Below are 23,679 nucleotides of genomic sequence, written 5' to 3'. Positions count from 1 at the left end.
AATCAGGCACCTGTTTTTCTGAAGGTCACCGCAACGGGCGTACTATTTGCTTCAAAGCGCGCACTGCATTCCGCAATATCATTGGTCCCGGCTTTGCAGGAAATCTCCGGCATTGGGTAGCGGGAACCGTCGGTGCAACGTGCCGTGCTGCGACTCTTAATCATTAAAACCCCGGTTTCGTGCAGGCCGGAGTACAGGTCGGCGCGACAGCTCAAATTATTGCCCTGAATCACACGCGCCGTGCCTTTATTGTTCTGAATCTGGAACCGCATGGTCAGATCCTTGCCGGTAGACTGGTCTTTCACGTCCATAACGACACGCCAGTTACCGTTCAGGAAACGGGTTGAGCCGGTTTTGACTTCCAGCGCGTCCATGACCAGCGCGTCTTTCGGGATAGCGGTAATCACCAACGGCTTTTTCTCATGTACCACAGGCTCAGGCGTTTCCACTTTTGGCGCAATCACCTCGGCCTGGTGGAGCGGGAGTTGTGCATTTAGCGCTGGGATATGACGCGCGACGGCAACCGGCGCAGGTTCCGGGCTGGCAACCACGGGCGCCGACTGCCCGGTTTTCGGCTGTGTTGCAGGCGCATCATGCTGCTGATTTAACAGTAATGGCGCGGCAACCGCTACCGCCATGGCAGCGGCAACCGGCAAGGCCCACAGGCCGTAACGGCGGCGTTTTACCGGTACAGGGGCTGGCGTCGGTTCTGGTTCTGGTTCAGGTTCAGGGACGGGCTCGGGTTCCGCCACCGGCGAGGCCATCTGCATTATTGGTTCGTCTTTCGCAACCATTTTACTGACGCCCGGCATCGGGGCGAGCAGCGGCTCGTCGGCGTGGCTGATCGTGACCGTGGCAACGGGTTCTTCGGCAGGTTCCGGTTCCGGTTCGATAACGGCAAGCGGCTCCGGAATATCTTCTTTACGCAGGCATTCCAGCACATCTTCTCTGGCACTTTCATTGAGATTAACAAAGCCCCAGAAGGTAATTACCGGCTTACCGTCGACAAGGAAAACGTGGTTTTCACCGGGAAATTGCAACGCTTTTTCCAGCAGTGAACCAAACAGTTGCTGTGCAGTTTTAGGCGACTGCATACATTTGCGGCTGAGAGTTGCGGCACTGTCCAGGGTGCTTTCGAGGTAGCGTAAGGCACGAAAACGCGCATCCTCGTCAGCGGCTTTCCATGCCTGGGCGCGGCCTTCAACAGGGGAATACCAGTCAACGCGGTCGCCTTCATCATTCACCTGCGGTATGGCAAGGCAGTCAACCAGCGCCTGCTGCTTACGCAGACGCAGGGTTTCACGAATTTGTAATGCCGAATCAAAAACGGCCTGACCGCCGCCGCCCACGGCTTGAAAATCATCAAGATCGCCGCTGCGCAAGAGTGTTTTTGCCACGTTTTCATCCCATAGACTTTTTCACGCGTCTACTGTACGCAATGTCATCACAAACAAACGGCAGAAGAGAGCGCAAAACCATTGAATTCTCGACGCATTGAGACCGTCTGATAAACCTTGACGGCAAGAAGTTCGTTTAAGTTAAATGATAACGTTAATTTTGCTGGAAAATTCAGCAAAAACAACTGGATTAGAATAACCTGATAGTGATTCGTTATTTGCCAGTTCACTTCTGCTGTGCTGAGATTAATACTCCAGATAATAAATAAGGCCCGAATCTATGTTCGCAAGGAAATCCCTGCTCGCGCTGACGCTGAGCACATTATTACCTGCAGGTGCCGCGTGGGCGGCAAACAATGACACCCTTGTCTATTGCTCCGAAGCCTCGCCGGAATCCTTCAACCCGCAAATCGCCAGTTCCGGCCCCTCGTTTGTTGCCAGTTCGCAGGTGCTGTACAACCGTCTGGTGAACTTCGATCCGGTGAAAAATACCCCGATTCCGTCGCTGGCAACCGCGTGGACAATCTCTCCGGACGGAAAAACCTACACCTTTACGCTGCGTCAGGGTGTCAAATTTAACAGCAATAAATACTTTCAACCGACCCGCGATTTTAATGCGGATGACGTTATTTTCTCGGTCATGCGTCAGAAAGACCCTAAACATCCTTATCATAATGTTTCGAAAGGAAATTACGAATATTTCAACGATGTTGGGCTGGATAAACTGATTCAGGATGTCAAAAAGGTTGATGACTATCACGTTCAGTTTGTCCTGAGTGAACCTAACGCCGCGTTTCTGGCTGACTGGGGAATGGATTTCGCCTCAATCCTCTCGGCGGAATATGCCGACGCCATGCTGAAAAAAGGGACGCCGGAGAATGTCGACAACTGGCCGATCGGTACGGGTCCGTATGTCTTACAACAATACAAAACCGACGCGCAAATCCGTTATCTCGCGAACCCCAACTATTGGGACGGCGCGGTGCCGACAAAACACCTGATTTTTGCCATCACCCCGGATGTCCAGACCCGTCTGGCGAAACTGCAAACCAACGAGTGCCAGATTATCCCGGCGCCAGCGCCGGTTCAGTTTGAGCAGATTAAGGGCAACAAAGATCTGACCCTGCACACCATTGATGCGCTGAATGTCGGCTATCTGGCGTTTAACACCGGGAAAAAACCGTTTGATAACGTACTGGTGCGTCAGGCATTGAACTACGCCACCGACAAAAAAGCGATTGTCGATGCGGTCTTCCTGGGGTCGGGTACCGTGGCAAAATCGCCGCTGCCGCCAAATATGCTGGGCTACAAAAAAGATCTGCAAGACTACGGCTACGATCCGGAAAAAGCCAAAGCGTTGCTGAAACAGGCCGGGCTGGAGAAGGGGTTTGAAACGACCCTCTGGTCAATGCCGGTACAGCGTCCGTATAACCCGAACTCACGTCGCATTGCGGAGATGATCCAGAGCGACTGGGCGAAAGTGGGCGTGAAAGCGAAAATTGTCTCTTATGAGTGGGGCGAATACCTGGCGGGGATGCGTCGCGGCGAGCATGATACCGCGCTGTTTGGCTGGATGTCGGATAACGGCGACCCGGACAATTTTGCCGATACCCTGTTAGGCTGTGGCAGTGTGAAAAGCGGTTCGAATGCCGCACGCTGGTGCGATAAAGCGTATGATGGCCCGGTACAGCAGGCAAAACTGACCAGCGATCCGGCAAAACGCGCCGAGCTTTACGGCCAGGCGCAAGAGGTCTTCTATCAACAGGCGCCCTGGATTGCACTGGCAAACGGGAAAACCTTCTATGCTACACGCAGTAATGTCACGGGTTACAGTGTCAGCTTAATGGGCAGCGATTTTTCAAAAGCAAAACTGAATTAACAGGGGGAGGCATGTCACATCTGGATGAAGTAATTGCCCGCGTTGATGCAACGATTGCAGAAAGTGTGATTGCAAATATGAACGCGCTGCTGGTTGCACTGAGCGATGATGGCGCGCTGAGCCGGGAAGAGCGTTATACCCAGCAACAGCGCCTTCGTCATGCGATCGCGCAACATGGTCGTCAACATAAAGAAGATCTGGAAGCGCGACGCGAACAGCTCACCAAAGGTGGCAGTATCCTGTAAATCAGAACTGGCGTCTGGCAACCAGCCAGGCGCCAATCACTAACAGTACCGCACCGCATACCGGGCCAATCAGGGCCTTGAGGGCAACGCCCTGGCTTCTGACCACATCCATCACCAGCCCCCCAATCAATTGACTGGCCACCAGTACAGCTATGGTGGTGGCGGCACCCACGTATTGATAGCCGCTGATGCTGGCGAACACAAAAAACGAGCCGAGCAGGCCGGGGAGCAGCGTCCACCAGCGAACCGTTGCCACCAGTTCGCTAAAGCCTGCCAGCCCGTGTTTCACCAACAAGATACTGACAAACAGGACGATCCCGACCAGCGAGTTCAGCAACATCGCGATCAAAATAGTGGAAGACGACTGGGTGATACGCACCATCAGCGTGTTTTGCACCACCAGGCCAATGCCAGCGGCAACCAGAAAGCAGAGAGTGAGGGACTGGTTCATCAGATCGCATCCGGGTCCTGACGCTTATCCAACTGCAACTGCATAAACGTCAGATCCAGCCAGCGACCAAATTTGGTGCCTACCTGCGGCATCTGTGCGGTGACGGTAAAACCCAATTTCTCATGCAGATGGAGAGAAGCATGGTTTTGGGATTCAATACCCGCGACCATCACATGTTTGCCAATGCGTTTGGCTTCGCTAATCAGTTGCGCCATCAGCGCCTGACCGATTTTCTTACCCTGATGATCCGGATGAACATAGACAGAATGTTCGACGGTGTGGCGAAAACCATCAAATGCGCGCCAGTCGCCAAACGATGCATAACCAGTGACAACGTCACTTTTTTCACTCACCAGTACGGGATAGCCCTGTAACAGACGTGCTTCAAACCAGGCAATGCGGTTATCCACATCAACCGTCTTGTCATTCCAGATGGCGGCGGTGTGTAATACCGCGTGATTGTAGATCTCTGCAATAGCTGCACAATCGTCTTTGCTGGCGTAACGAATAATCATGGTTGAACCTCAGTGGTTGTTCACTATAGTATTACGATATGAATACTATTACAGACAACATAAATCAACGGATCAGTGCGCGAATTCGCGTCGAGCGGGAATCTCGAGGCTGGTCGCTCAGCGAACTGGCTGAACGCGCCGGCGTATCCCGCGCTATGATCCATAAGATTGAACGCGGGGAAAGTAGCCCTACGGCGACACTGCTTGCCCGCTTGTCCGGGGCTTTTGGCATTAGCATGTCTACCCTGATTGCGCGTGCCGAGATGCAGGAAGGTAAGCTGTTGCGCTTTGCCGACCAGCCTGTCTGGCGCGACCCACAGACGCATTATCTGCGCCGTCATATCTCACCACGCAGCGATCTCCCCATCGACCTAGTACAAATCGATTTACCCGCCGGCAGCAACATCCCGATGCCAGCGTCCTCTTATGCGCTTGCCCGACAATTAATCTGGTTACAAGAAGGGGAACTGGTATTTATGGAAGGCGATACGCGCCATGAAATGAAAGCGGGGGATTGCCTGGAACTCGGACCGCCGAACGACTGCCGCTTTATTAATGAAACCGACGCCTCTTGCCGCTATCTGGTGGTTCGCCTCAATCCGGGCAGCGCATAATGGATGTGCATCTCCTGTTTTCCACGACTAGTATCAATAGAACATTTCATGGGAACAGGAGAGCTACATGAAACAACAACATGATCGCAACCGCCGTTGGGTCCTGGCCTCAAGGCCAAAGGGAGCGCCGACAGTCGATAATTTTCGACTTGAAGAAGACACTATTGCCACCCCAGGCGAAGGCCAGGTTTTGCTCCGCACCGTCTACCTTTCACTTGATCCCTATATGCGCGGCAGGATGAGCGATGCGCCTTCCTACAGTCCTCCCGTGCCGATTGATGGCGTCATGTGCGGCGCGACCGTCAGCCGCGTCGTACGCTCACAACATAACGATTTCCACGAAGGTGATTGGGTGCTGGGCTATAGCGGCTGGCAGGATTACGAAATTTCGGGTGGTGAAGGGCTCATCAAACTGGGCGAAAATCCCCAACATCCGTCGTGGTCGCTCGGTGTACTTGGCATGCCAGGTTTTACTGCTTATATGGGATTGCTGGATATCGGGCAGCCGAAAGCGGGGGAGACACTTGTCGTGGCTGCGGCTACGGGGCCGGTTGGGGCGACGGTCGGTCAGATAGGCAAGCTCAAAGGTTGTCGGGTTGTCGGTGTCGCGGGGGGCAGTGAAAAATGTCGCCATGCGGTGGATACCCTGGGTTTTGATGCCTGTATTGATCATCATGCCAGCGATTTTGCCGAACAACTGACTAAAGCGTGTCCGCAAGGCATCGATATTTATTTTGAAAATGTCGGCGGTAAGGTATTTGATGCGGTATTGCCATTATTGAATACCGCCGCTCGAATTCCGTTGTGTGGGCTAATTAGCGGTTATAATGCGACCGCTTTGCCGGATGGTCCGGATCGCGTACCGTTATTAATGGGGACGCTCCTGAAAAAAAGAATTCGCTTGCAAGGGTTTATTATTAGCCAGGATTATGGTCACCGCATAAATGAATTTCAGCGTGACATGTCGCAGTGGGTTAAAGAGGGAAAAATCCATTATCGCGAGCAAATCACTGACGAACTTGAAAGCGCGCCAGAGACCTTTATCGGCTTACTTGCCGGGAAAAACTTTGGTAAAGTTGTGATTCGCGTAGGCGCGGATGACTAAAAATGGTGGTGACGGTGAAAACCGTCATCATAATACGTGCAAAATTTTTAAAAACGTCTTTAATTATACAAGCATAAGGAATCGACGACCTTATCGGTAACGGTTCCTGGTAGTTGTGCATAAATAATAACATTTTGTTCTAATTTTACGCGTTCATCCAATACCAGGCATGATTATACATAATATATTCTCAGGAATTATGTTCACCGACACGCTACCAGGCTGAAAATAAATAAGAATTTGGACGGGACACAATCACATGCTTGATTTGGAAAAAGCGCAGCGGACCAGCCTTACCCTGCAGGTAGAAGCCAGTCTGAAGAGTGCGCTTATTATTGGTGCGCTTAAACCTGGCGCCCGACTCATCACGAAAGAAATTGCCGATCAATTAGGAACCAGTATTACGCCTGTAAGGGAAGCATTACTGCGGCTTGTTTCCGCAGGTGCACTTCACGCGACTCCTGCACAAGCATTCCTTGTTCCGGATGTGGGTAAGGTACGATTCATAGAAATTAGTGATATCCGCAAAAAGCTGGAAGGTATGGCGGTTCGCGCAGCCTGTAAAAATATGACCGCAGGCAAAGTTCACGAATTGCGTATTCTGGCTGAGGCTTTTACTGAAGCTGCAAAAACCGGAAATACGGAATTGACATTGCAGTCGAATCGCGTATTTCGTTTTGCTGTTTATCATTATGCGGAAATGCCAACGCTCGCCGCCATTATTGAACAATTATGGGTTCGTATCGGCCCATGCTTTAATTATCTTTATCCTTCATCACCGGAGTTATCGCTTGGATATGATTATGGCGATTTATTATCCGCCTTCGAAAACGGAGACGAAAACGGTTGCGAAAAAGCCATATACCGAACCATCGATGAAGGCGCTGGCATACTGCTCAAACAGTTCAATAACTGAATGGTTCAATAGCTGAATGATAGTTTAGTATTGAAATCATTCAGTGCAATTTGATGATTTTAGAATGCTCCTCACCAAAAATTTGGCAAAGGGGAGCATCATCATCACGTTTTTCATCTTCAACGGTGTTTCCCCCTTAACTCCCTGTACTGCCTGCCGATAACCGATGAGTGCCAAGTTGAGCGCTAACATTGATGTGACGCAAGGAGTTTGGGATGTCTTTTAGCCAGGGGTTGAAAAATATTACTATCAGTAAAAAGCTGTCAGTCGGGTTTGGCATTGTCCTTTTTCTGGTTGCCATCGCTACCGTTTTGAGCGTTTTGCGGTTTAAAGAGATCCGCGATGTCTATGCAAAAACCAATCTGATTTATAGCGTTAACATTGAGGTCTTCCAGGCCAAAATTAATCGTCTGAAGTATCTCTACGGTGATGACAAAGCCGGTCCGATCATGTCCGACTACGTAAAACATGCGTCGCAGCTCACCGCCAGTGCGAGTGAGTTGTCATGGAATGATGAAGAGAGTGCGCTTTTACATACGCTGGCAGGCCATCTGGCGAACTTCGAGGCCGGGTCTGCTGAAATACAGCAGGCGACGAATGCCATGAAATCAGTGCGTGATGCCATGGACAAGATGGGTTCAGGCGATCAGCGCGCGCGCTTAACGACACTTATCTCCACGCCGGTAGCCGATAACGCACTAACCGCCCAAATTTTTGATCAACTCATTGCCATTGGAGGGGTGCGCGATGCAGCGTTAATGGTGCGTTTTAGCCCGACGAAAGAGACGCGCGATATTCTCGACGACCGGTTCAACAAAGCACAGGCTGCGGTACAAACGCTAACTGGCCAGCTTCCGGCGGAGTTGGTTTCGCCGTTGCAGGCACTCTGGGGCGAAACCACCCGTTATCGCGACCTGAGCATCAACTACTTTACGGCGGTTCAGGCGATCAAAACGGCTGAGGACAAAGTCAAAATTGCGGGTGATGACAGCAGCGCCGACATCAAGAAATTGATTACGCGCGTCAAAACCTATAACGACGCGCTGGCCGATAACTCCAGCACCACGGCGTCCATTATTGGTATTATCGCAATCCTGATTGGCGTTATCGTCTCCTGGTGGATTATTCGCCAGATCACCCGTCCCGTTGTCCATAACCTGGCGCTGGCTGAGCGTATCGCCAGTGGCGATCTCAGTTCACAGATCACGGCGCAAAGCGACGATGAACTGGGCAAACTCACCGCCGCGATGGGACGTATGAACAGCCGTCTTCGCGAGATGATTTTTGATGTTCGTAACAGTGTGGCGCAGGTTTCCCGTGCGGCAACGGAGATTGCCGAAGGCAACACCGATCTCTCTTCCCGTACAGAGCAACAGGCCGCTGCTGTCGTGCAAACGGCAGCAAGTATGGAAGAGTTAACGGCGACGGTGAAAAACAACGCGGATAATGCACGTAACGCCAGCAGACTTGCGGCACAGGCATCAAATACGGCCAGCGAAGGTGGCAATGTGATGCGTGATGTGGTGAAAACGATGAATGATATCCACAACAGCTCCAACAAAATTGCGGACATTACTGCGGTCATTAACAGTATTGCCTTCCAGACCAATATCCTGGCGCTTAACGCAGCGGTAGAGGCAGCTCGCGCAGGAGAGCAGGGGCGCGGTTTCGCGGTCGTCGCCAGCGAAGTGCGTAGTTTGTCTCAACGCAGCTCTCAGGCGGCGAAAGATATCGAGCAACTGATTACTGAGTCGGTGTCGCGTATTAATACCGGAAGTGAACTGGTGGCAAAAGCCGGGGAAACGATGGGGCAGGTCGTGCAGTCGGTCACCCGTGTTAATGACATTATGGGTGAAATTTCGTCTGCATCTGAGGAGCAAAGCCGCGGGATCGAGCAAATTGCACGTGCAGTGGGTGAACTGGACAGTACGACCCAGCAAAATGCGGCGCTGGTGAGCGAGTCGTCAACCGCAGCGGGTTCCCTTGAAGAACAGGCACTGCATCTTGAACAACTGGTCGCGACATTCCGTCTTGAGTCGGGCGTGGCGCCAGTGAAATCATCGGCGCCTGCCAGACCGCAGCCTCCGGTCTCTGCGCCGCTTCAGCCTGCTGAGGTGACCAGCGACGACGGCTGGACCACGTTCTGATACGACAGAGGCCCTCTTTGCAAAAAGAGGGCCTCTGGTTATTCAACAGCCATCACTCAAAGCGATACGCAACCGACAAACCTACGCCATAATTGCGCCCAGGCGCCGGTTCGTAATAACGATCATTTGATTCGTTAACAATCACCGATCCCACATATTCACGATCAAACAGGTTATCCACGCGCCCGAACACATCCATCATCCAGTTACCGTAGTTAAACTTGTAGCCAGTATTCAGGCCGACCACCGTCCAGGAGGGAGCGGTTGCCGTGTTTTCGTCATTGGCGGCGATATCGCTCATATAGCGTACATCGGCACCTGCATACCAGCCCTGTTCGGGGACATAGCCCAGTGAGGCAAATCCCATATTGCGCGCGATCCCGGGAATACGGTTGCCGTTACATTGGCTGTCGCCGCAGACTTCGCTGCGGTAAGTCGCATCCAGATAGGTCCACGCCAGCTTTGCCCGCCAGTTTCCGGCGAATTGCTGATCGAGCGCCAGTTCTGCACCCTGACGGCGCGTTTTGCCGGCATTCTTATAAGTGGTGCGTCCGCCGCTGTTGGTATCGGTGACAATCTCGTTATCCGTATCGGTGTGGAACAGTGCGGCGCTGAGCAGTCCATAACCCACGCGTGTTTTGCTGCCGATTTCAACGGTATTGTTTGTCGACGGCTTAAGCGCGAAATTGAGCCCGCTTTTCCCGCCAGAACGGTAAGAAAGCTCGTTAATGGTGGGCGTTTCAAAACCACGTCCCGCCGCAGCATACAGATTCCAGCTATCGGTAACCGCATACTTCAGCGACCCGGCAGGCAGCCATTTGTGGTAGCTGGCATCACCGCTGTCATCGCCGTTGCTTGCCGTAATATAGTGATCGTTTGAATCAAACCAGACCGAGCTATAGCGCAGACCCGCATCCAGCGATAGCTTATCGGTCAACTGCCAATGGGTTTGCACATAAGGGTCGACGTTCCACATCAGATTGCGTTCGTTGCGGCGCAAGTTCCCCTCGCGACCATAATCTGGCGCGCCATTAACCATCACAAAGTTTTCATAGCCTTTGCGCTGTTCGCTCATGGTTTCATAATTCAGCCCGCCGGTGACGGTCACGGGTATCAATAATTCGCCGCGATGGGTCCAGCGGGTATCGATCCCCTGGTAATGGCGGGTCAGGTCGATTACCCCTCCGGCATGCTGCGGGTTCAACTGGGGACCGCGAGGAATTGACTGGTACTGGGTGGTTTCACGCTCACCGGCGTACATCATGACACTCACATCGTCTTGCGCGCTGAGCTGGCGCTCATAACGTAATCCGGCCTGTGTCTGTTTGACCGTTTTGCGCGTGTCATACTGCACGGCGCGCGGCGACTGGCGCGGGTTATCGTGCCACTCCTCTTTCGTCAGGCCGCCCGGGTCGTTGGCCTTAATGTCGACGCTGTTGAAAATCAGCGTCAGCTTGCTGGCCTCATCGATACGCACGCCCAGTTTGGCGTTGGCCAGATTTTTACGTGCGCCGCTGCGATCGCGATAGCCATGGGTGACAAAACGGGTCGAGGAGACCGTGTAATCCACATCCCCTGGCAGCGTGCCATCACCCACCGCACCGCTGGCTTTGGTGCCATAGCGCCAGCTTCCGTAACTGCCGTAATAACTGCTGGCTTCAAGTTCCGTTGGTTGTCGGCCCGTCTGGGTGGTCACATTCACCACGCCGCCGGACGCATTGCCGTACAGGGCAGAGAAGGGGCCGCGCAGAACATCGATACTCTCGACGCTGGTGAGATCGATGTTCGAGGTTTGCCCCTGTCCGTCAGGCATGGTGGCAGGAATACCGTCGACATACATGCGGATTCCTCGCACACCATAGGTCGAGCGGGAACCAAAACCGCGAATGGAGAGTTGTAGATCCTGCGCGTAGTTCTGGCGATTTTGTACCTGCAAGCCAGGTACGCCGCCAAGCGATTCCGAAAGATTGATCTGTGGTGTGGCCTGACGAATATCATCGCCATTCACGACACTGATCGCCGCCGGGGTGTCGAGTTCTGAAACCGTGCGGGGTGCCGCGCTGACGATCATCGTTTGTTCATTGTCCGCCGCCAGCACGGCAGGCGCATAGATGACCGGAAGGAACAGCGCGGGAAACGCCGTTCTTGAAAGGGCAAAAATATTCATAAATTGACCAGAATAAGAAACGAACCAAATGGGAACATGGCGTAATGTTAATATCTTTAACAATTCATGAAAACTTTAAGGGCACATTACGTTAACAAAAAGTGTAGACGTTACCGCCGATGGCAGTAAAAACAGATTTAATGCTCCACATTACACATAATAATGATTACTATTCTCGCTAAATAAGACAGGGCTACGACCCTGGCGTCATGGAAGCATGTGAAGCAAAACTATCTGTGTTTATCAAAGGGAGTCGTCATGTCTTTACGTTATCTATCCACGCCACGTCTGCGTCGTTCACTGCTGTTAGGTTCACTGCTGCTTGCCGGGGCATTTCATGCTCAGGCGAGTGAAGAGATGCTGCGTAAACCGGTTGGTAAAGGTGCCTATGAAATGGCCTGGAGCCAGCAGGAAAATGCGCTGTGGGTGGCTACCTCACAGAGCCGTAAAGCCGATAAAGGAGGCGTGGTCTACCGCCTGGATCCGATCACACTGGATGTGACGCTGGCTATCCACAACGATCTGAAGCCGTTTGGCGCGGCTATCAATAGCAAAACGCAGACCCTGTGGTTTGGGAACACGGTTAACAGCGCGGTAACGGCAATCGACGCGAAAACGGGCGATGTGAAAGGGCGCCTGGTGCTTGATGACCGCCAACGTAGTGAAACCGTGCGTCCACTGCAGCCGCGCGAACTGGTAGTGGATGAAACGACCAATACCGTTTATATCAGCGGTATCGGTAAAGAGAGCGTGATTTGGGTGGTTGATGGCGACACGCTGAAACTGAAATCCACCGTTGCCGACACCGGTAAATTCAGTACTGGCCTGGCTATCGATACGGCGGCGAAGCGTCTTTACGTCACCAACGGTGACGGTGAATTGCTGACTATCGACACCGCGACCGATAAAATTCTGTCGCGTAAAAAATTGCAGGATGACGGCAAAGAACACTTCTATTTGAATCTGAGCCTTGACACCGCAAGTCACCGCGCCTTTATTACCGACTCTAAAGAGCCTGAGGTTCTGGTCGTCGATCTGCGTGACGGGAAAGTCCTGCAAAAAGTCGCTGCGCCGGAATCCCTGGCCGTGCTGTTTAACCCCACCCGTAACGAAGCCTATGTGACCCATCGACAGGCGGGCAAAGTCAGCGTTATCGACGGTAAAACCTATAAAGTGGTGAAAACCTTCGATACGCCAACCCATCCGAACAGCCTGGCGCTCTCTGCCGACGGTAAAACGCTGTATGTGAGTGTGAAACAGGCGGCAAGCAAAGAGAAAGAGGCCACAGAGCCGGACGACATTATTCGTATCGCGCTGTAATCACAGCCATAAAAAAAGCCAGCCGGTGAAATACCTGGCTGGCTTTTTAATTATCAGCACGTCAGATTACTTTGCGGTTTCTTCCACAAGCTCCGCAGGCGGGGTGCTTTTACCCACGACCGGCGCGCCGCTGTGAATTTCCGCAACGCGTTTGCGCACACCGAACCAGCCAATCACCAGCAGCACAATCAGCAGCGGGAGACAACCAATGGTCAGGGTGCCATTCGGATAGTCAAACGCCATCAGCACCAGGACAGAGAACAGGAACAGCAGCGTCAACCAGGAGGTGAAAGGCGCACCCGGCATCTTAAAGCTCACTTCCGCCGCTTTGCCTTCGTTGATCGCTTTGCGCAGACGCATCTGGCAGAGCACGATAAAGCCCCAGGAAGCAATAATACCCACTGATGCCTGGTTGAGGACGATTTCAAAAACCTGCGCCGGAACCAGATAGTTCAGGAACACGCCAACAACATACACGGCCAGCGTCGCGAGGATACCTGCGTACGGCACGTGTTGTTTGTTCATTTTGGACATGAACTTAGGTGCGGAACCGCCCATCGACATAGAGCGCAGGATTCGACCCGTGCAGTACAAGCCGGAGTTCAGGCTCGACAGGGCGGCGGTCAGGACCACGATATTCATCACATCGCCCATGTACGGCACGCCCAGTTTGGAGAAGAAGGTCACAAACGGACTCTGACCCGGCTGGTACGCCATCCACGGCAGCAACAGAACCAGCAGCACCACGGAACCGACGTAGAACAGGCCGATACGCCAGATAACGCTGTTGATCGCTTTCGGTACGGTTTTTTCCGGATCTTTACATTCACCGGCAGCGGTACCGACGAACTCGATAGAGGCAAAGGCGAAGACCACACCCTGGATCAGGACCAGTGCAGGGAGCAGACCGTGGGGGAAGAAGCCGCCATTGTCGGTAATCAGATGGAAGCCCGTTGCGTTGCCGTCAAGCGGTTTCCCGGATCCCAGGACGATGGTCCCGACAACCAGGAAAGCGACAATGGCCAGCACTTTGACCAGCGCGAACCAGAACTCCATTTCAGCGAACCACTTCACGCCGATCATATTCATGGTTCCGACAATGGCGAGCGCGCCGAGGGCGAAGACCCACTGCGGTACATCGCCAAACGCGCCCCAGTAATGCATATATAACGCAACGGCGGTGATATCCACGATACCGGTCATCGCCCAGTTCACGAAATACATCCAGCCGGCGACATAGGCCGCTTTTTCGCCCATAAATTCACGGGCATACGAAACAAAACTGCCGCTGGACGGACGGTGTAAAACCAGCTCACCCAGTGCACGTAAGATAAAGAAAGAGAAAAGACCACAAACCAGATAAACGATCGCCAGTGATGGCCCCGCCATCTGCAGGCGCGCCCCGGCGCCTAAGAATAACCCCGTCCCGATTGCTCCGCCGATAGCGATCATCTGTACGTGGCGGTTACCCATCGCTTTGTTATAACCCTCCTCGTGAGAGTTTAACCAGCGTCGTTTCGCGGCCTGATGCTCCGCCGCGCTATTGTTGGTTGTTTTCATTGCGTTACCCGTTGACCTGTCTGAATCTTTTTAAATTTCTTCGACCCCGCAGAGCAGCAAGACAATCGTTTGCTCTTTTGGGAAAGCGTTCTGCCTTTTCAATCATTCTACGTATGAATAAGACATAACATGGCGCAGCATCCTACCTGCATTTTTTTGACGACGCAAAACATACCAGACGAAAAAATGATGGGGATGAGTTGAATTTGTGACACAAGTGTTACTTAGCAGTTTAACTGATTCATTATGGTGAAAAAGACGGCAGAAATGACTAAACATGCAATAAGGAAAGATGATGTCGGCGAGGTTGCACGGCACAGGGGCATATGCGGGCTTATTCATAAGCGCAAATAATGACTACCGTCCCTCTGTGGCGTGAGGAATCCCCACAAAAATGCGAGCACGAACGGTCCCTTCTCCCTTGAGGGAGAGGGCCAGGGTGAGGGGGGGAATGCGGCTCTGATGGCCATTCCGTTCACCTTATGTTCCTTGCTTTTCTGTCACGACAGAACCCGTGAACATGCCAGGGGGGCTCACCGCCACCCCCCTGGCGACCCGGGCTCCCGGCAAAGAAAATCGCCGCTGTCACGGTTTTATTCTTATTAAGCGGCGTTATCGCTGTAAAACGTAAGATTACGGGGGATTCCTCAGCTTTGAGGGGGCTACTTTGCAAATTTTTTGCTTATTTAATGTAAATTAATTGTTTCACAAGGTCGTAAAGCCATCCCAATAATGCAGACATGTTACTCAACAAGAGTGTGCTGCATGTCTTATCGTCTGAGTTTGCTTGATAAAAGCCCGATTGCGGAAAACGAAACCGCGCAGGATGCACTAAACCGAACGTTACAGATGGCGCAGCTGGCCGAGAAAGGCGGTTTTCACCGCTTCTGGATTGCGGAACATCACAATACTTCCCAACTGGCCAGCCCATCCCCCGAACTGCTTATCGCCTGGATTGCCGGGCAAACGCAGCGGATCCGCATCGGCTCCGGTGGGGTCATGCTGCAACATTACAGTCCCTATAAAGTGGCGGAAAACTTCAACGTACTGGCCTCTCTGGCACCTGGTCGTATCGATATCGGTATCGGTAAAGCCCCTGGCGGACTGCCACTGTCTACACGCGCACTGCAACGCGGGCTGCGCCAGGAAGATAAAGGCAGTTTTGCTGACCAGCTCGCTGAGCTGGCTAACTGGCTTGAGCCGGGACAGTTTACTGCCGATGCGGAATCCCTGGCAGCCACGCCGCTTCCCACTGTCCATGCTGAGGGATTTCTGCTCGGCGCGAGTCTGGAAAGCGCACGCCTGGCAGCAAAACTCGACTGGAACTTCGTTTTTGCCGCCCATCTTAATGGCGATAAAACATTATTGCGTGACGTTGTCACACAATGGCGAGCGCTGACGCAGCGCGACGTTATTATCGCCGTACAGGTGATTATTGCCGTCACGCAAAACGAAGCCGAACGCCTCGCGCAGCAGGTGGAGATATGGGGAGTGGAACTGGAAAACGGTCAGCGGGTTAGCGTGGCCAGCGAAGCGCAGGCGCAAGCTTTCGCGCGTCAGGCGGGAAGCCCGGCAGTGCGTATTTATCGCCGTGAACCGTCGCTGATTAAAGGCACCGCAGAAAGTGTGCTGGCTGGTCTGGATGCGTTGGCCGCAGAGTCTGGCGTGGATGAGTTCATCCTTGATAACCCGCTGGTTGACGCCAGCGCACGTATTGCCTCACTGCGCCTGCTGAGCGAAACCTGGCGTCAGAGAACGGCCATCCGGGAGGTAGCGCAATGAACTTTGCCCAACAATTGATTACCTGGCGCCGTGAATTGCATCAGTACCCGGAACTGTCATTGCAGGAGTTTGAAACCAGCCGCCGGGTCCGTCACTGGCTCGAAAATGCCGGTCTGCGTCTGCTGCCCACCACGCTACCCACGGGCGTGGTCGCGGAAGTGGGCAGTGGCGACAAAGTGATTGCCCTGCGAGCAGACATCGATGCTTTGCCGATTGAAGAGGCTGTCGACGTACCCTACGCCTCGCGCAATAAAGGGGTGATGCATGCCTGTGGTCACGACATCCATACCAGCGTCATGCTCGGCGCCGCACTGCTGCTAAAAGAGAAAGAGTCTGCGTTACCCGGACGTGTGCGCCTGATCTTCCAGCCAGCCGAGGAAAACTTCGGCGGAGCAAAGCGGCTCATTCAGGCGGGAGTACTAAACGGTATCAGCGCCATTTTTGGTATGCATAACGAGCCCGGTCTGCCGGTGGGCACGTTTGCCACGCGCGGCGGCCCGTTTTATGCCAACGTTGACCGCGTTGTATTGCAGGTCGGCGGTAAAGGGGCACACGCCGCGCGCCCTCATGAAGGCAATGACGCCATCCTGCTTGCCAGCCAGCTTGTCGTCGCGCTGCAAACCATCGCCAGCCGTAACGTCAACACGCTGGACTCGGTGGTGTTGAGCGTCACGCGTGTGCAGGGCGGGAATACCTGGAATGTGCTGCCGGAACAAGTCGAACTGGAAGGCACGCTGCGCACGCACCGGACTGAGGTACGCGAGCAGGTGAAAGCCCGCGTCAATGATATTGCCGCCGGACTGGCGCGCGCCTTTGATGCGCACATTACCGTTCACTGGTACGAAGGCCCATCGGCACTGGTCAATGATGAACGCTGGGCCGCCTTTACCCGCGATGTTGCAGACTGGCATGGCTATGACACGCAGATCGCACAGTTGCATATGGGTGGTGAAGATTTTGCCGTCTACCTCGAACATATTCCCGGCGCATTCGTCAGTATTGGCAGCGCCAGTGAATATGGCTTGCACCATCCGTCGTTTAATCCCGACGAAGCATTAATCGAAGACGCCGCTCGCTATTTCGCGCTGCTGGCGGAAAAAGCCTTGCTCCAGCCATAACGGAAAAAAGCTACCTGGGGCGACAGCTCCGGGGAACCTGTTGCCTGAAAATGAGGATGGATTATGTCACAAGCTCGTCAACTGCGTCTGGGTACGATATTACATGGCGCATCCGGAAATATGTCCGCCTGGCGACACCCGGCGGCCAAAGCCGATGCCAGTATTAATTTTAACTTTGTCCAGGAAACAGCATTAAAAGCAGAAGAGGGAAAACTTGATTTTTTATTTGTCGCCGATGGCTTATATATTAATGAAAAATCCATACCCCATTTTCTAAACCGTTTTGAACCCATCACTGTTTTATCGGCGCTGGCGAGCGTCACCCGCCATTTAGGGCTGGTTGGCACGCTTTCCACGTCTTACAGCGAACCGTTCACCGTGGCTCGTCAGTTTGCCAGTCTCGACCATTTAAGCAACGGGCGCGCGGGCTGGAACGTCGTCACCTCGCCGCTGGAGGGGTCGGCTAAGAACTTTTCCCGCCAGCAGCATCCGGAACACGCGCTGCGCTATCGCATTGCCGATGAATACCTGGACGTGGTGAAAGGGCTGTGGGATTCCTGGGAAGAGGATGCCTTTATTCGAGATAAAACCACCGGGCAGTTCTTTGATCCACAAAAACTGCATACGCTTAATCATCACGGCGATTTTTTCCAGGTTGCCGGGCCGCTGAATATTGGCCGTACGCCGCAGGGACGGCCCATTATATTTCAGGCAGGCGCATCTGAGGATGGTAAGAAATTAGCGGCGCGACACGCCGATGCCATTTTTACCCACCACGATACGCTTGACGAAGCCAAACATTTTTATCGCGATGTCAAAGCACAACTGATTAAAAATGGCCGTCGGGAAGATGAACTCCATATCTTCCAGGGCGTCAGCGTAATTGTCGGTGATAATGCTCAGGACGTTGAGCAGCAATACCAGACCACCGCGGCGCTGGTCTCCATTCAGGATGCGCTCAATTACCTTGGCCGTTATTTCGAACACCACGATTTTAGCCAGTACCCGCTGGATGAACCTTTCCCGGATATTGGCACCCTGGGACAAAACAGCTTTCGCAGTACCACCGATGAAATCAAACGCCATGCCCGCGAGCGTCAACTGACGCTGCGCCAGGTGGCGCTGGAAGCGGCCTCCCCGCGTCCGCGTTTTTCCGGTACCCCGGAGCAGGTAGCGGACGGCCTGCAACAGTGGTTCGACGAGCAGGCAGCTGACGGTTTTATTATTCAGGGCGGCACGCCGGATACCTTCCCACGCTTTGTCGACACCGTAGTGCCGATTTTGCAGGCCCGTGGCTTGTTCCGTAAGGCGTATCCCGGCACGACCCTGCGCGAAAGTCTTGGCTTGCAACAACCTGCCAATCAATTCAGCCAATAAATTCACAAAACAATAAAGAGAATACGCTATGCAAAAATCATCGCTTCTCCTCGCCGTGGCGCTGGCGTTCGCGCCGCTGGTCCAGGCCAGTGACGTCACGATTAACGGTACTGGCGTTAGTCTTGAGGCCAACAAAACGCCCATTAATACATCGCGCAATGCGGAGGCAGTGGCGCAGTTGCCAAAAGATTATCATTTTGCCGTGCCTGGAAAATTTACGGTGGCAGTGGCCGCACTGAACTCACCACCGCTGACCGTGTTTTCTGATGACAATAAAACGCTGCTCGGTAGCGAAGTGGATATCGCCCGTCTGGTTGCTGACAGTCTGGGGCTGGAACTCAACGTGGTGCCGACCTCGTGGGAGGACTGGCCGCTGGGGGTAACCTCCGGCAAATATGATGCGGCGATCAGCAATATTACCGTCACAAAAGCGCGCAAAGAGAAGTTTGATTTCGCCACGTACCGCAAGGATTCCCTCGGCTTTTATGTGAAAGCCAGTAGCCCGATTAAAACCATTGAAAAGGCGGAGGACATCGCGGGGCTGCGTATCATCGTCGGCTCCGGCACCAATCAGGAGGCCATTCTGCTGGCATGGAATGCGGAAAACGAGAAGAAAGGCCTCAAACCGTTCACGCCGGTTTACACCAAAGATGATGCCGCCCAGACGCTGGCACTCCAGTCCGGTCGTGCGGATGCCTTTTTTGGCCCGAATGTCATTGGCGCCTGGAAAGCCGCGCTGACCAACAAAACCCGGCTGGTGGGCAGCGTGGATGGCGGCTGGCCGAAAGCGGCGCATATCGCGGTCACGCTGAAGAAAGGCAGCGGTCTGGTGGAGCCAGTGCAGATTGCCCTTAATGGCGTCATTAAAAATGGCGATTACGAAAAAGTACTCAGTCGCTGGGGTGAGGGCGTTGAGAAGATCCCGTCCTCTGAGATCAACCCCGCCGGACTGGGCGACTAAGGAGGCGCAGATGAGCGAACGTTTCCGTGATATTTCCCCCGACGCGCCGGAATTGCAGCCCGTCATTGCGGGTCTGTTTGGCGAATATGCTGCCCGTTATGGCGATTACTTTTCCAAAGATGCCGAGGTGGAACTGACTGAGTGGTATCTGCCGCCGCAGGGGCTTTTTATTGTGCTGGAGCGTGACGGAGAAATTATTGCCACCGGCGCGTACAAACCGAAAGATGCCCACACGGCGGAAATTAAACGTATCTGGACGCAACACGCCCTGCGCAAACAGGGACTTGCCAGGCGGGTGGTGGCCGAACTGGAACGTCGCGCGGTTCTTGCGGGGGTACAGCCGCATGTTTCTGACCACCGGATTTCGCCAGCCTGAAGCGGTGCAGCTCTATCTTCGCCAGGGATACGACGCGCAGTTCGATCTCACGCGCGACCCGGAGGAGTACAGCCAGCCGCCGTTCGATGGTCGCCTGCGGTTTACCAAAACCTTAGCGGTCGACACGCTCAGTAAAACTGCCTGAGGGGTAAACATGAACACAACAGAGTCTATCAAAGTCGTCCCGGCGCGCTACCCAATGCGGATCGTCGGCGCCGTTATTGCGTTGATCGTACTGGCGATCGTGGTCCAGTCCGTTGCCTTTAACCCACGCTGGGAGTGGCGCGTGTTTGCCCGCTGGTTCTTTGATCCTGTTATCCTGGAAGGTCTGGGTCAGACGCTGTTATTAACACTACTCGGTACGGCATTAAGTATTGTTTTTGGCGGCCTGCTGGCGCTGGCGCGCTTATCAGGCTCCTGGCTATTGAGCAGCCTTGCGTGGAGCTATATCTGGTTGTTTCGCTCGCTACCGCTGATTGTGGTGCTGATTATCCTTTACAACTTCTCTTATCTCTACGACACGCTGACGATTGGCATTCCGTTTACGCAGCTGAGCTGGGCGCATTACGAAACGGTCAATGTACTGGGACAATTTTCAACGGCGGTGGTGGGTCTGACGCTGGTGCAAAGCGCCTATACGGCAGAAATCATTCGCGGCGGTTTTTTAGGTGTCGATCACGGGCAGTATGAGGCCGCCGCTGCATTAGGATTGCCGGCATGGCGACGCACTTTGCGCATTATTCTGCCCCAGGCGCTGCGGACCATTTTGCCGTCGGGTTTTAATGAAATTATCAGCCTCGCCAAGGGAACGGCGATGGTCTACGTACTGGCGATGCCGGAGCTGTTTTATACCATTCAGATGATCTACAACCGCACCCAGGAGGTGATCCCGCTGCTGATGGTGGGGGCCGTGTGGTATCTGGTGATCACCAGCGTTCTGTCGGTTATTCAATACATGGTGGAGCGCTGGCTGGCACGAAGCGAACGTCGATCCGCCGTTAATTCTCGTCGGGTGCGGGCAACGACACCTGCTCGCGCCGCGCAACCACAGGAGCCGATTCATGCCAGCCTCTCTTAATGGTCATATTTCGATTACCGGCGTCAGCAAGTACTTTGGTCGCCATAAAGCGCTGGACAATGTATCGCTTGAGATCCCGCCGGGCACCGTGACGGTGATCCTCGGGCCTTCCGGTTCCGGTAAATCGACGCTTTTGCGCACCATTAACCATCTGGAGCGTGTTGATGAAGGCTTTATCCAGATTGACGGCGACTATATTGGCTATCGACGCAAAGGGGATAAGCTCTATGAATTGAAAGAGCGGGAGATCCTGCGCCAGCGGGTTAACGTGGGCTATGTATTCCAGAACTTCAATCTCTTCCCGCACCTCACGGTACTGGAAAATCTGATAGAAGCGCCGATCGCCCATCAGCAACTCAGCCGCAAAGAGGCCATCGAGCAGGCGTATCAGTTGCTGGATGTGGTGGGGTTACGCAATAAGGCGGAAGCCTGGTCACGTCATCTATCCGGTGGGCAGCAGCAGCGCATTGCCATTGCCCGCGCGCTGGCGCTGCGCCCTCGGGTAATCTTATTTGATGAACCGACCTCCGCGCTGGATCCGGAACTGGTGGGCGAAGTGCTCGATGTCATCAAAAAACTGGCCCGTTCCGGTACCACGCTCGTGGTGGTTACGCACGAAATCGGTTTTGCCCGGGAGGTGGCGGATCAGGTGGTGTTTATGGTGGAGGGTAAAATTGTGGAGCAGGGCGACAGCGACAGTGTGCTCAATCATCCGCAACACCCAAGGACGAGACAGTTTTTATCGAAGGTGTTGTGAGAGAACACGCTGCTTCGCAACTGGCGGAGCAGCGTACGGTTATCCTCAGGCGGCCGAAGGCGTAAGCTGAATACGCTCCAGTGAACCGACGATAAACAGGTAAGAGCACAGGCCAATTAAGCCCATTGAACCGACATACAATATGGCGTAATCAAACGACTGGGTACTGGAGAGAATTACCCCAATGACCAGCGGTGTGATAATACTGGCCAGGTTGCCGCACATATTAAAGACGCCTCCTGCGATGCCCAGCACCTCTTTCGGCGAGGTATCGCTCAGTACACACCAGCCTAAGTTACCAAAACCTTTGGCGAAGAAGGCCAGGCTCATGGCGGCAATGACCACCACTTCTGAGCTGGTATAGTTGGCGACCACAATCACGCAGGAGAGCAGCATGCCGCAGATAACCGGGAATTTGCGCGCGGTGGTCAGGCTGTAGCCGCGTTTTAATAACCAGTCGGAGAAGACGCCGCCCATCAGGCCACCAATAAACCCGACGATCGCCGGAATACTGGCAATAAAACCGACTTTGAGAATCGACATGCCTTTTGCCTGATATAAATAGGTGGGGAACCAGGTCAGGAAGAACCAGGTAATAGAGGTCACGCAGAACTGGCCTATATAGACGCCAATCATCATGCGATTCACACAAACGCTTTTGATCTGGGCGAGAGAAATCTTTTCTGATTTCTTCGCATTACCCAGTTCCGGTTCACCGCCGCCTTCGCGGATATAATCCAGTTCCTGCTGGTTGATTTTCTTGTGCTGTAACGGGTCACGAATTTTCGCCAGCCAGACAATTCCCAGCACCACGCCGATAGCGCCGATGTAATAGAACACATAGTGCCAGCTCATGTTGTGCAGGATAAGCGTCATCAGCGGCGTGACAATCCCCAGCGAAATGTACTGCGCCGCCTGATACACCGCCGTCACGAAACCGCGCTCTTTATTGGGGAACCACTGTACACTCAGACGGCTGTTCGCCGGAAAGGCCGGTGCTTCAATCGCCCCCATCAGCAAACGCAAAATCACCAGCACAATTAACGGACTGGCAAAAAGATAAATCGTCCCCTGAAACATAGTGACGATTGACCAGCCAATTAACGCGCAGCCATAAACCAGGCGCGAGCCATATTTATCCAGCAGCCATCCGCCGGGAATTTGCATGATCACATACGAAATACCAAAAGCCGAGAAGGCCAGCCCGAGCGCTTCCGGGTCAAAGCCTAATTCTTTACTCATAATAGGGGCGACCACCGAAAGGGTCGCACGGTCAGCATAGTTAAATACCGTAGCCAGAAATAAGAAAATAAGAATACCGTGGCGCACGCTGGTGCGCTTAATAACATTACTCATCATCGATTCCTCGACGAGGTTATCACCCCGACGTGTGTAATAAACGGGAACGGCCCCGTCGGCTATTTACTCCGTGGCATTGACCGCGTGGGCAAGCAGGTCAGCCAACGACAGAGCTCTGTTGCTGTGGCATAGCGGGTACGTTGTCTCTTGGCATAAGAGGGCGCGCCAGTACAGGCACTTAAAGTCATGGAACACTCCTTTTTTCGTCATGAATGTTTGCGCTAACATTTATATAAAAATACCCAGGGAGGGTCCATAATAAATGTATAAATGTGCCCTCAAGATCACATATATTCTGCAATCGCATTATCAGGGGATGAAATGAAAAACGCTTAATCGATAGCTGTTTTTTTAGGGTAATAGATGAGCGCAATAAATATATTAAAAATGGGCGGGCAGGGGTAATGCCAGGAAACTGACGCAACCTGTGACTGTGGCGGGTTATTTATATTGCATACGCGATAAATAAAAAACGCTGCTCAGTCGGGAGTACACGAATATGCGAAACAGCGTGGCATAAATATACCAGTTTTCGTACTGAAATAAATAAAGACG

At 53.3% G+C, this 23,679-nt stretch carries 17 protein-coding genes and 2 pseudogenes; 13 read left to right on the top strand and 6 right to left on the bottom strand.

Features of this window, described 5'->3' with window-relative positions; all coding sequences use genetic code 11:
* Positions 1-2: 2 nt before the first annotated feature.
* Entirely contained in the window at positions 3-1,397 is a 1,395-nt protein-coding gene (locus tag AB182_RS12510; RefSeq protein ID WP_047370388.1) for an SrfA family protein, read from the bottom strand.
* A 280-nt stretch (positions 1,398-1,677) separates the two neighbouring features.
* Between AB182_RS12510 and AB182_RS12505 the strand changes: the two genes are divergently transcribed.
* Both AB182_RS12505 and AB182_RS12500 read left to right on the top strand, forming a co-directional pair.
* Positions 1,678-3,276, top strand: a complete 1,599-nt coding sequence (locus tag AB182_RS12505) for an ABC transporter substrate-binding protein (RefSeq protein WP_047370387.1) — start codon at positions 1,678-1,680, stop codon at positions 3,274-3,276.
* Between the two features lie 11 nt (positions 3,277-3,287).
* Entirely contained in the window at positions 3,288-3,521 is a 234-nt protein-coding gene (locus tag AB182_RS12500) for a YdcY family protein (protein WP_047370386.1), read from the top strand.
* A gap of 1 nt (position 3,522) precedes the next feature.
* Here AB182_RS12500 and AB182_RS12495 read toward each other — a convergent pair whose 3' ends face one another.
* Positions 3,523-3,972, bottom strand: a complete 450-nt coding sequence (locus AB182_RS12495) for a DMT family transporter (protein ID WP_047370385.1) — start codon at positions 3,970-3,972, stop codon at positions 3,523-3,525.
* Positions 3,972-4,487 carry a GNAT family N-acetyltransferase gene (locus AB182_RS12490; RefSeq protein WP_047370384.1) on the bottom strand — a complete coding sequence of 172 codons (516 nt, stop codon included), beginning with the start codon at positions 4,485-4,487 and terminating at the stop codon, positions 3,972-3,974. Before AB182_RS12490 ends, AB182_RS12495 begins: the two co-directional genes overlap by 1 nt.
* A 38-nt stretch (positions 4,488-4,525) precedes the next feature.
* Between AB182_RS12490 and AB182_RS12485 the strand changes: the two genes are divergently transcribed.
* The 4 genes from AB182_RS12485 (at position 4,526) to AB182_RS12470 (ending at position 9,269) form a co-directional block, all read left to right on the top strand.
* Complete coding sequence (locus tag AB182_RS12485; protein ID WP_047370383.1) at positions 4,526-5,101, top strand: helix-turn-helix domain-containing protein; 576 nt, start codon at positions 4,526-4,528, stop codon at positions 5,099-5,101.
* 67 nt (positions 5,102-5,168) lie between these two features.
* A complete protein-coding gene (locus AB182_RS12480) occupies positions 5,169-6,206 on the top strand; it encodes an NADP-dependent oxidoreductase (protein WP_047370382.1) in 1,038 nt (345 codons plus the stop codon).
* Positions 6,207-6,465: 259 nt separating this feature from the next.
* Positions 6,466-7,122, top strand: a complete 657-nt coding sequence (locus AB182_RS12475; protein ID WP_047370381.1) for a GntR family transcriptional regulator — start codon at positions 6,466-6,468, stop codon at positions 7,120-7,122.
* Positions 7,123-7,337: 215 nt separating this feature from the next.
* Entirely contained in the window at positions 7,338-9,269 is a 1,932-nt protein-coding gene (locus AB182_RS12470) for a methyl-accepting chemotaxis protein (protein ID WP_047370380.1), read from the top strand.
* Positions 9,270-9,321: 52 nt separating this feature from the next.
* Here the strand turns inward: AB182_RS12470 and pqqU are convergent, their stop codons facing one another.
* Positions 9,322-11,436, bottom strand: a complete 2,115-nt coding sequence (gene pqqU / locus AB182_RS12465) for a TonB-dependent receptor PqqU (protein ID WP_047370379.1) — start codon at positions 11,434-11,436, stop codon at positions 9,322-9,324.
* Positions 11,437-11,694: 258 nt separating this feature from the next.
* Here pqqU and yncE point away from each other — a divergent pair, with 258 nt between their 5' ends.
* Complete coding sequence (gene yncE, locus AB182_RS12460; protein WP_047370378.1) at positions 11,695-12,756, top strand: 7-bladed beta-propeller protein YncE; 1,062 nt, start codon at positions 11,695-11,697, stop codon at positions 12,754-12,756.
* 66 nt (positions 12,757-12,822) lie between these two features.
* On the opposite strand, the gene ansP is transcribed toward yncE, so the two are convergent.
* Positions 12,823-14,316: an L-asparagine permease gene (gene ansP / locus AB182_RS12455; protein WP_047370377.1), complete on the bottom strand. Its 1,494-nt coding sequence runs from the start codon at positions 14,314-14,316 to the stop codon at positions 12,823-12,825.
* Between the two features lie 765 nt (positions 14,317-15,081).
* Between ansP and AB182_RS12450 the strand changes: the two genes are divergently transcribed.
* The 6 genes and pseudogenes from AB182_RS12450 (at position 15,082) to AB182_RS12420 (ending at position 21,765) form a co-directional block, all read left to right on the top strand.
* On the top strand, positions 15,082-16,098 hold the full coding sequence (locus tag AB182_RS12450) for an MsnO8 family LLM class oxidoreductase (protein WP_047370376.1): 1,017 nt from the start codon (positions 15,082-15,084) through the stop codon (positions 16,096-16,098).
* Complete coding sequence (locus AB182_RS12445; protein ID WP_047370375.1) at positions 16,095-17,216, top strand: amidohydrolase; 1,122 nt, start codon at positions 16,095-16,097, stop codon at positions 17,214-17,216. Before AB182_RS12450 ends, AB182_RS12445 begins: the two co-directional genes overlap by 4 nt.
* Before the next feature lie 63 nt (positions 17,217-17,279).
* Positions 17,280-19,554: pseudogene (locus AB182_RS33005) on the top strand (NtaA/DmoA family FMN-dependent monooxygenase).
* Between the two features lie 10 nt (positions 19,555-19,564).
* Positions 19,565-20,075, top strand: a pseudogene (locus tag AB182_RS12430) (GNAT family N-acetyltransferase).
* A gap of 9 nt (positions 20,076-20,084) precedes the next feature.
* Positions 20,085-21,008, top strand: a complete 924-nt coding sequence (locus tag AB182_RS12425; protein ID WP_047370372.1) for an amino acid ABC transporter permease — start codon at positions 20,085-20,087, stop codon at positions 21,006-21,008.
* Positions 20,992-21,765: an amino acid ABC transporter ATP-binding protein gene (locus AB182_RS12420; RefSeq protein ID WP_047370371.1), complete on the top strand. Its 774-nt coding sequence runs from the start codon at positions 20,992-20,994 to the stop codon at positions 21,763-21,765. The genes AB182_RS12425 and AB182_RS12420 overlap by 17 nt, the downstream gene beginning before the upstream one ends.
* Before the next feature lie 45 nt (positions 21,766-21,810).
* Here AB182_RS12420 and AB182_RS12415 read toward each other — a convergent pair whose 3' ends face one another.
* Positions 21,811-23,121: an MFS transporter gene (locus AB182_RS12415; RefSeq protein ID WP_047370370.1), complete on the bottom strand. Its 1,311-nt coding sequence runs from the start codon at positions 23,119-23,121 to the stop codon at positions 21,811-21,813.
* Positions 23,122-23,679 lie beyond the last annotated feature (558 nt).

Origin of the sequence: Phytobacter ursingii (assembly GCF_001022135.1) — a bacterium.
Lineage (GTDB): Bacteria > Pseudomonadota > Gammaproteobacteria > Enterobacterales > Enterobacteriaceae > Phytobacter > Phytobacter ursingii.
This window is presented reverse-complemented; position numbering and strand designations above follow the sequence as displayed.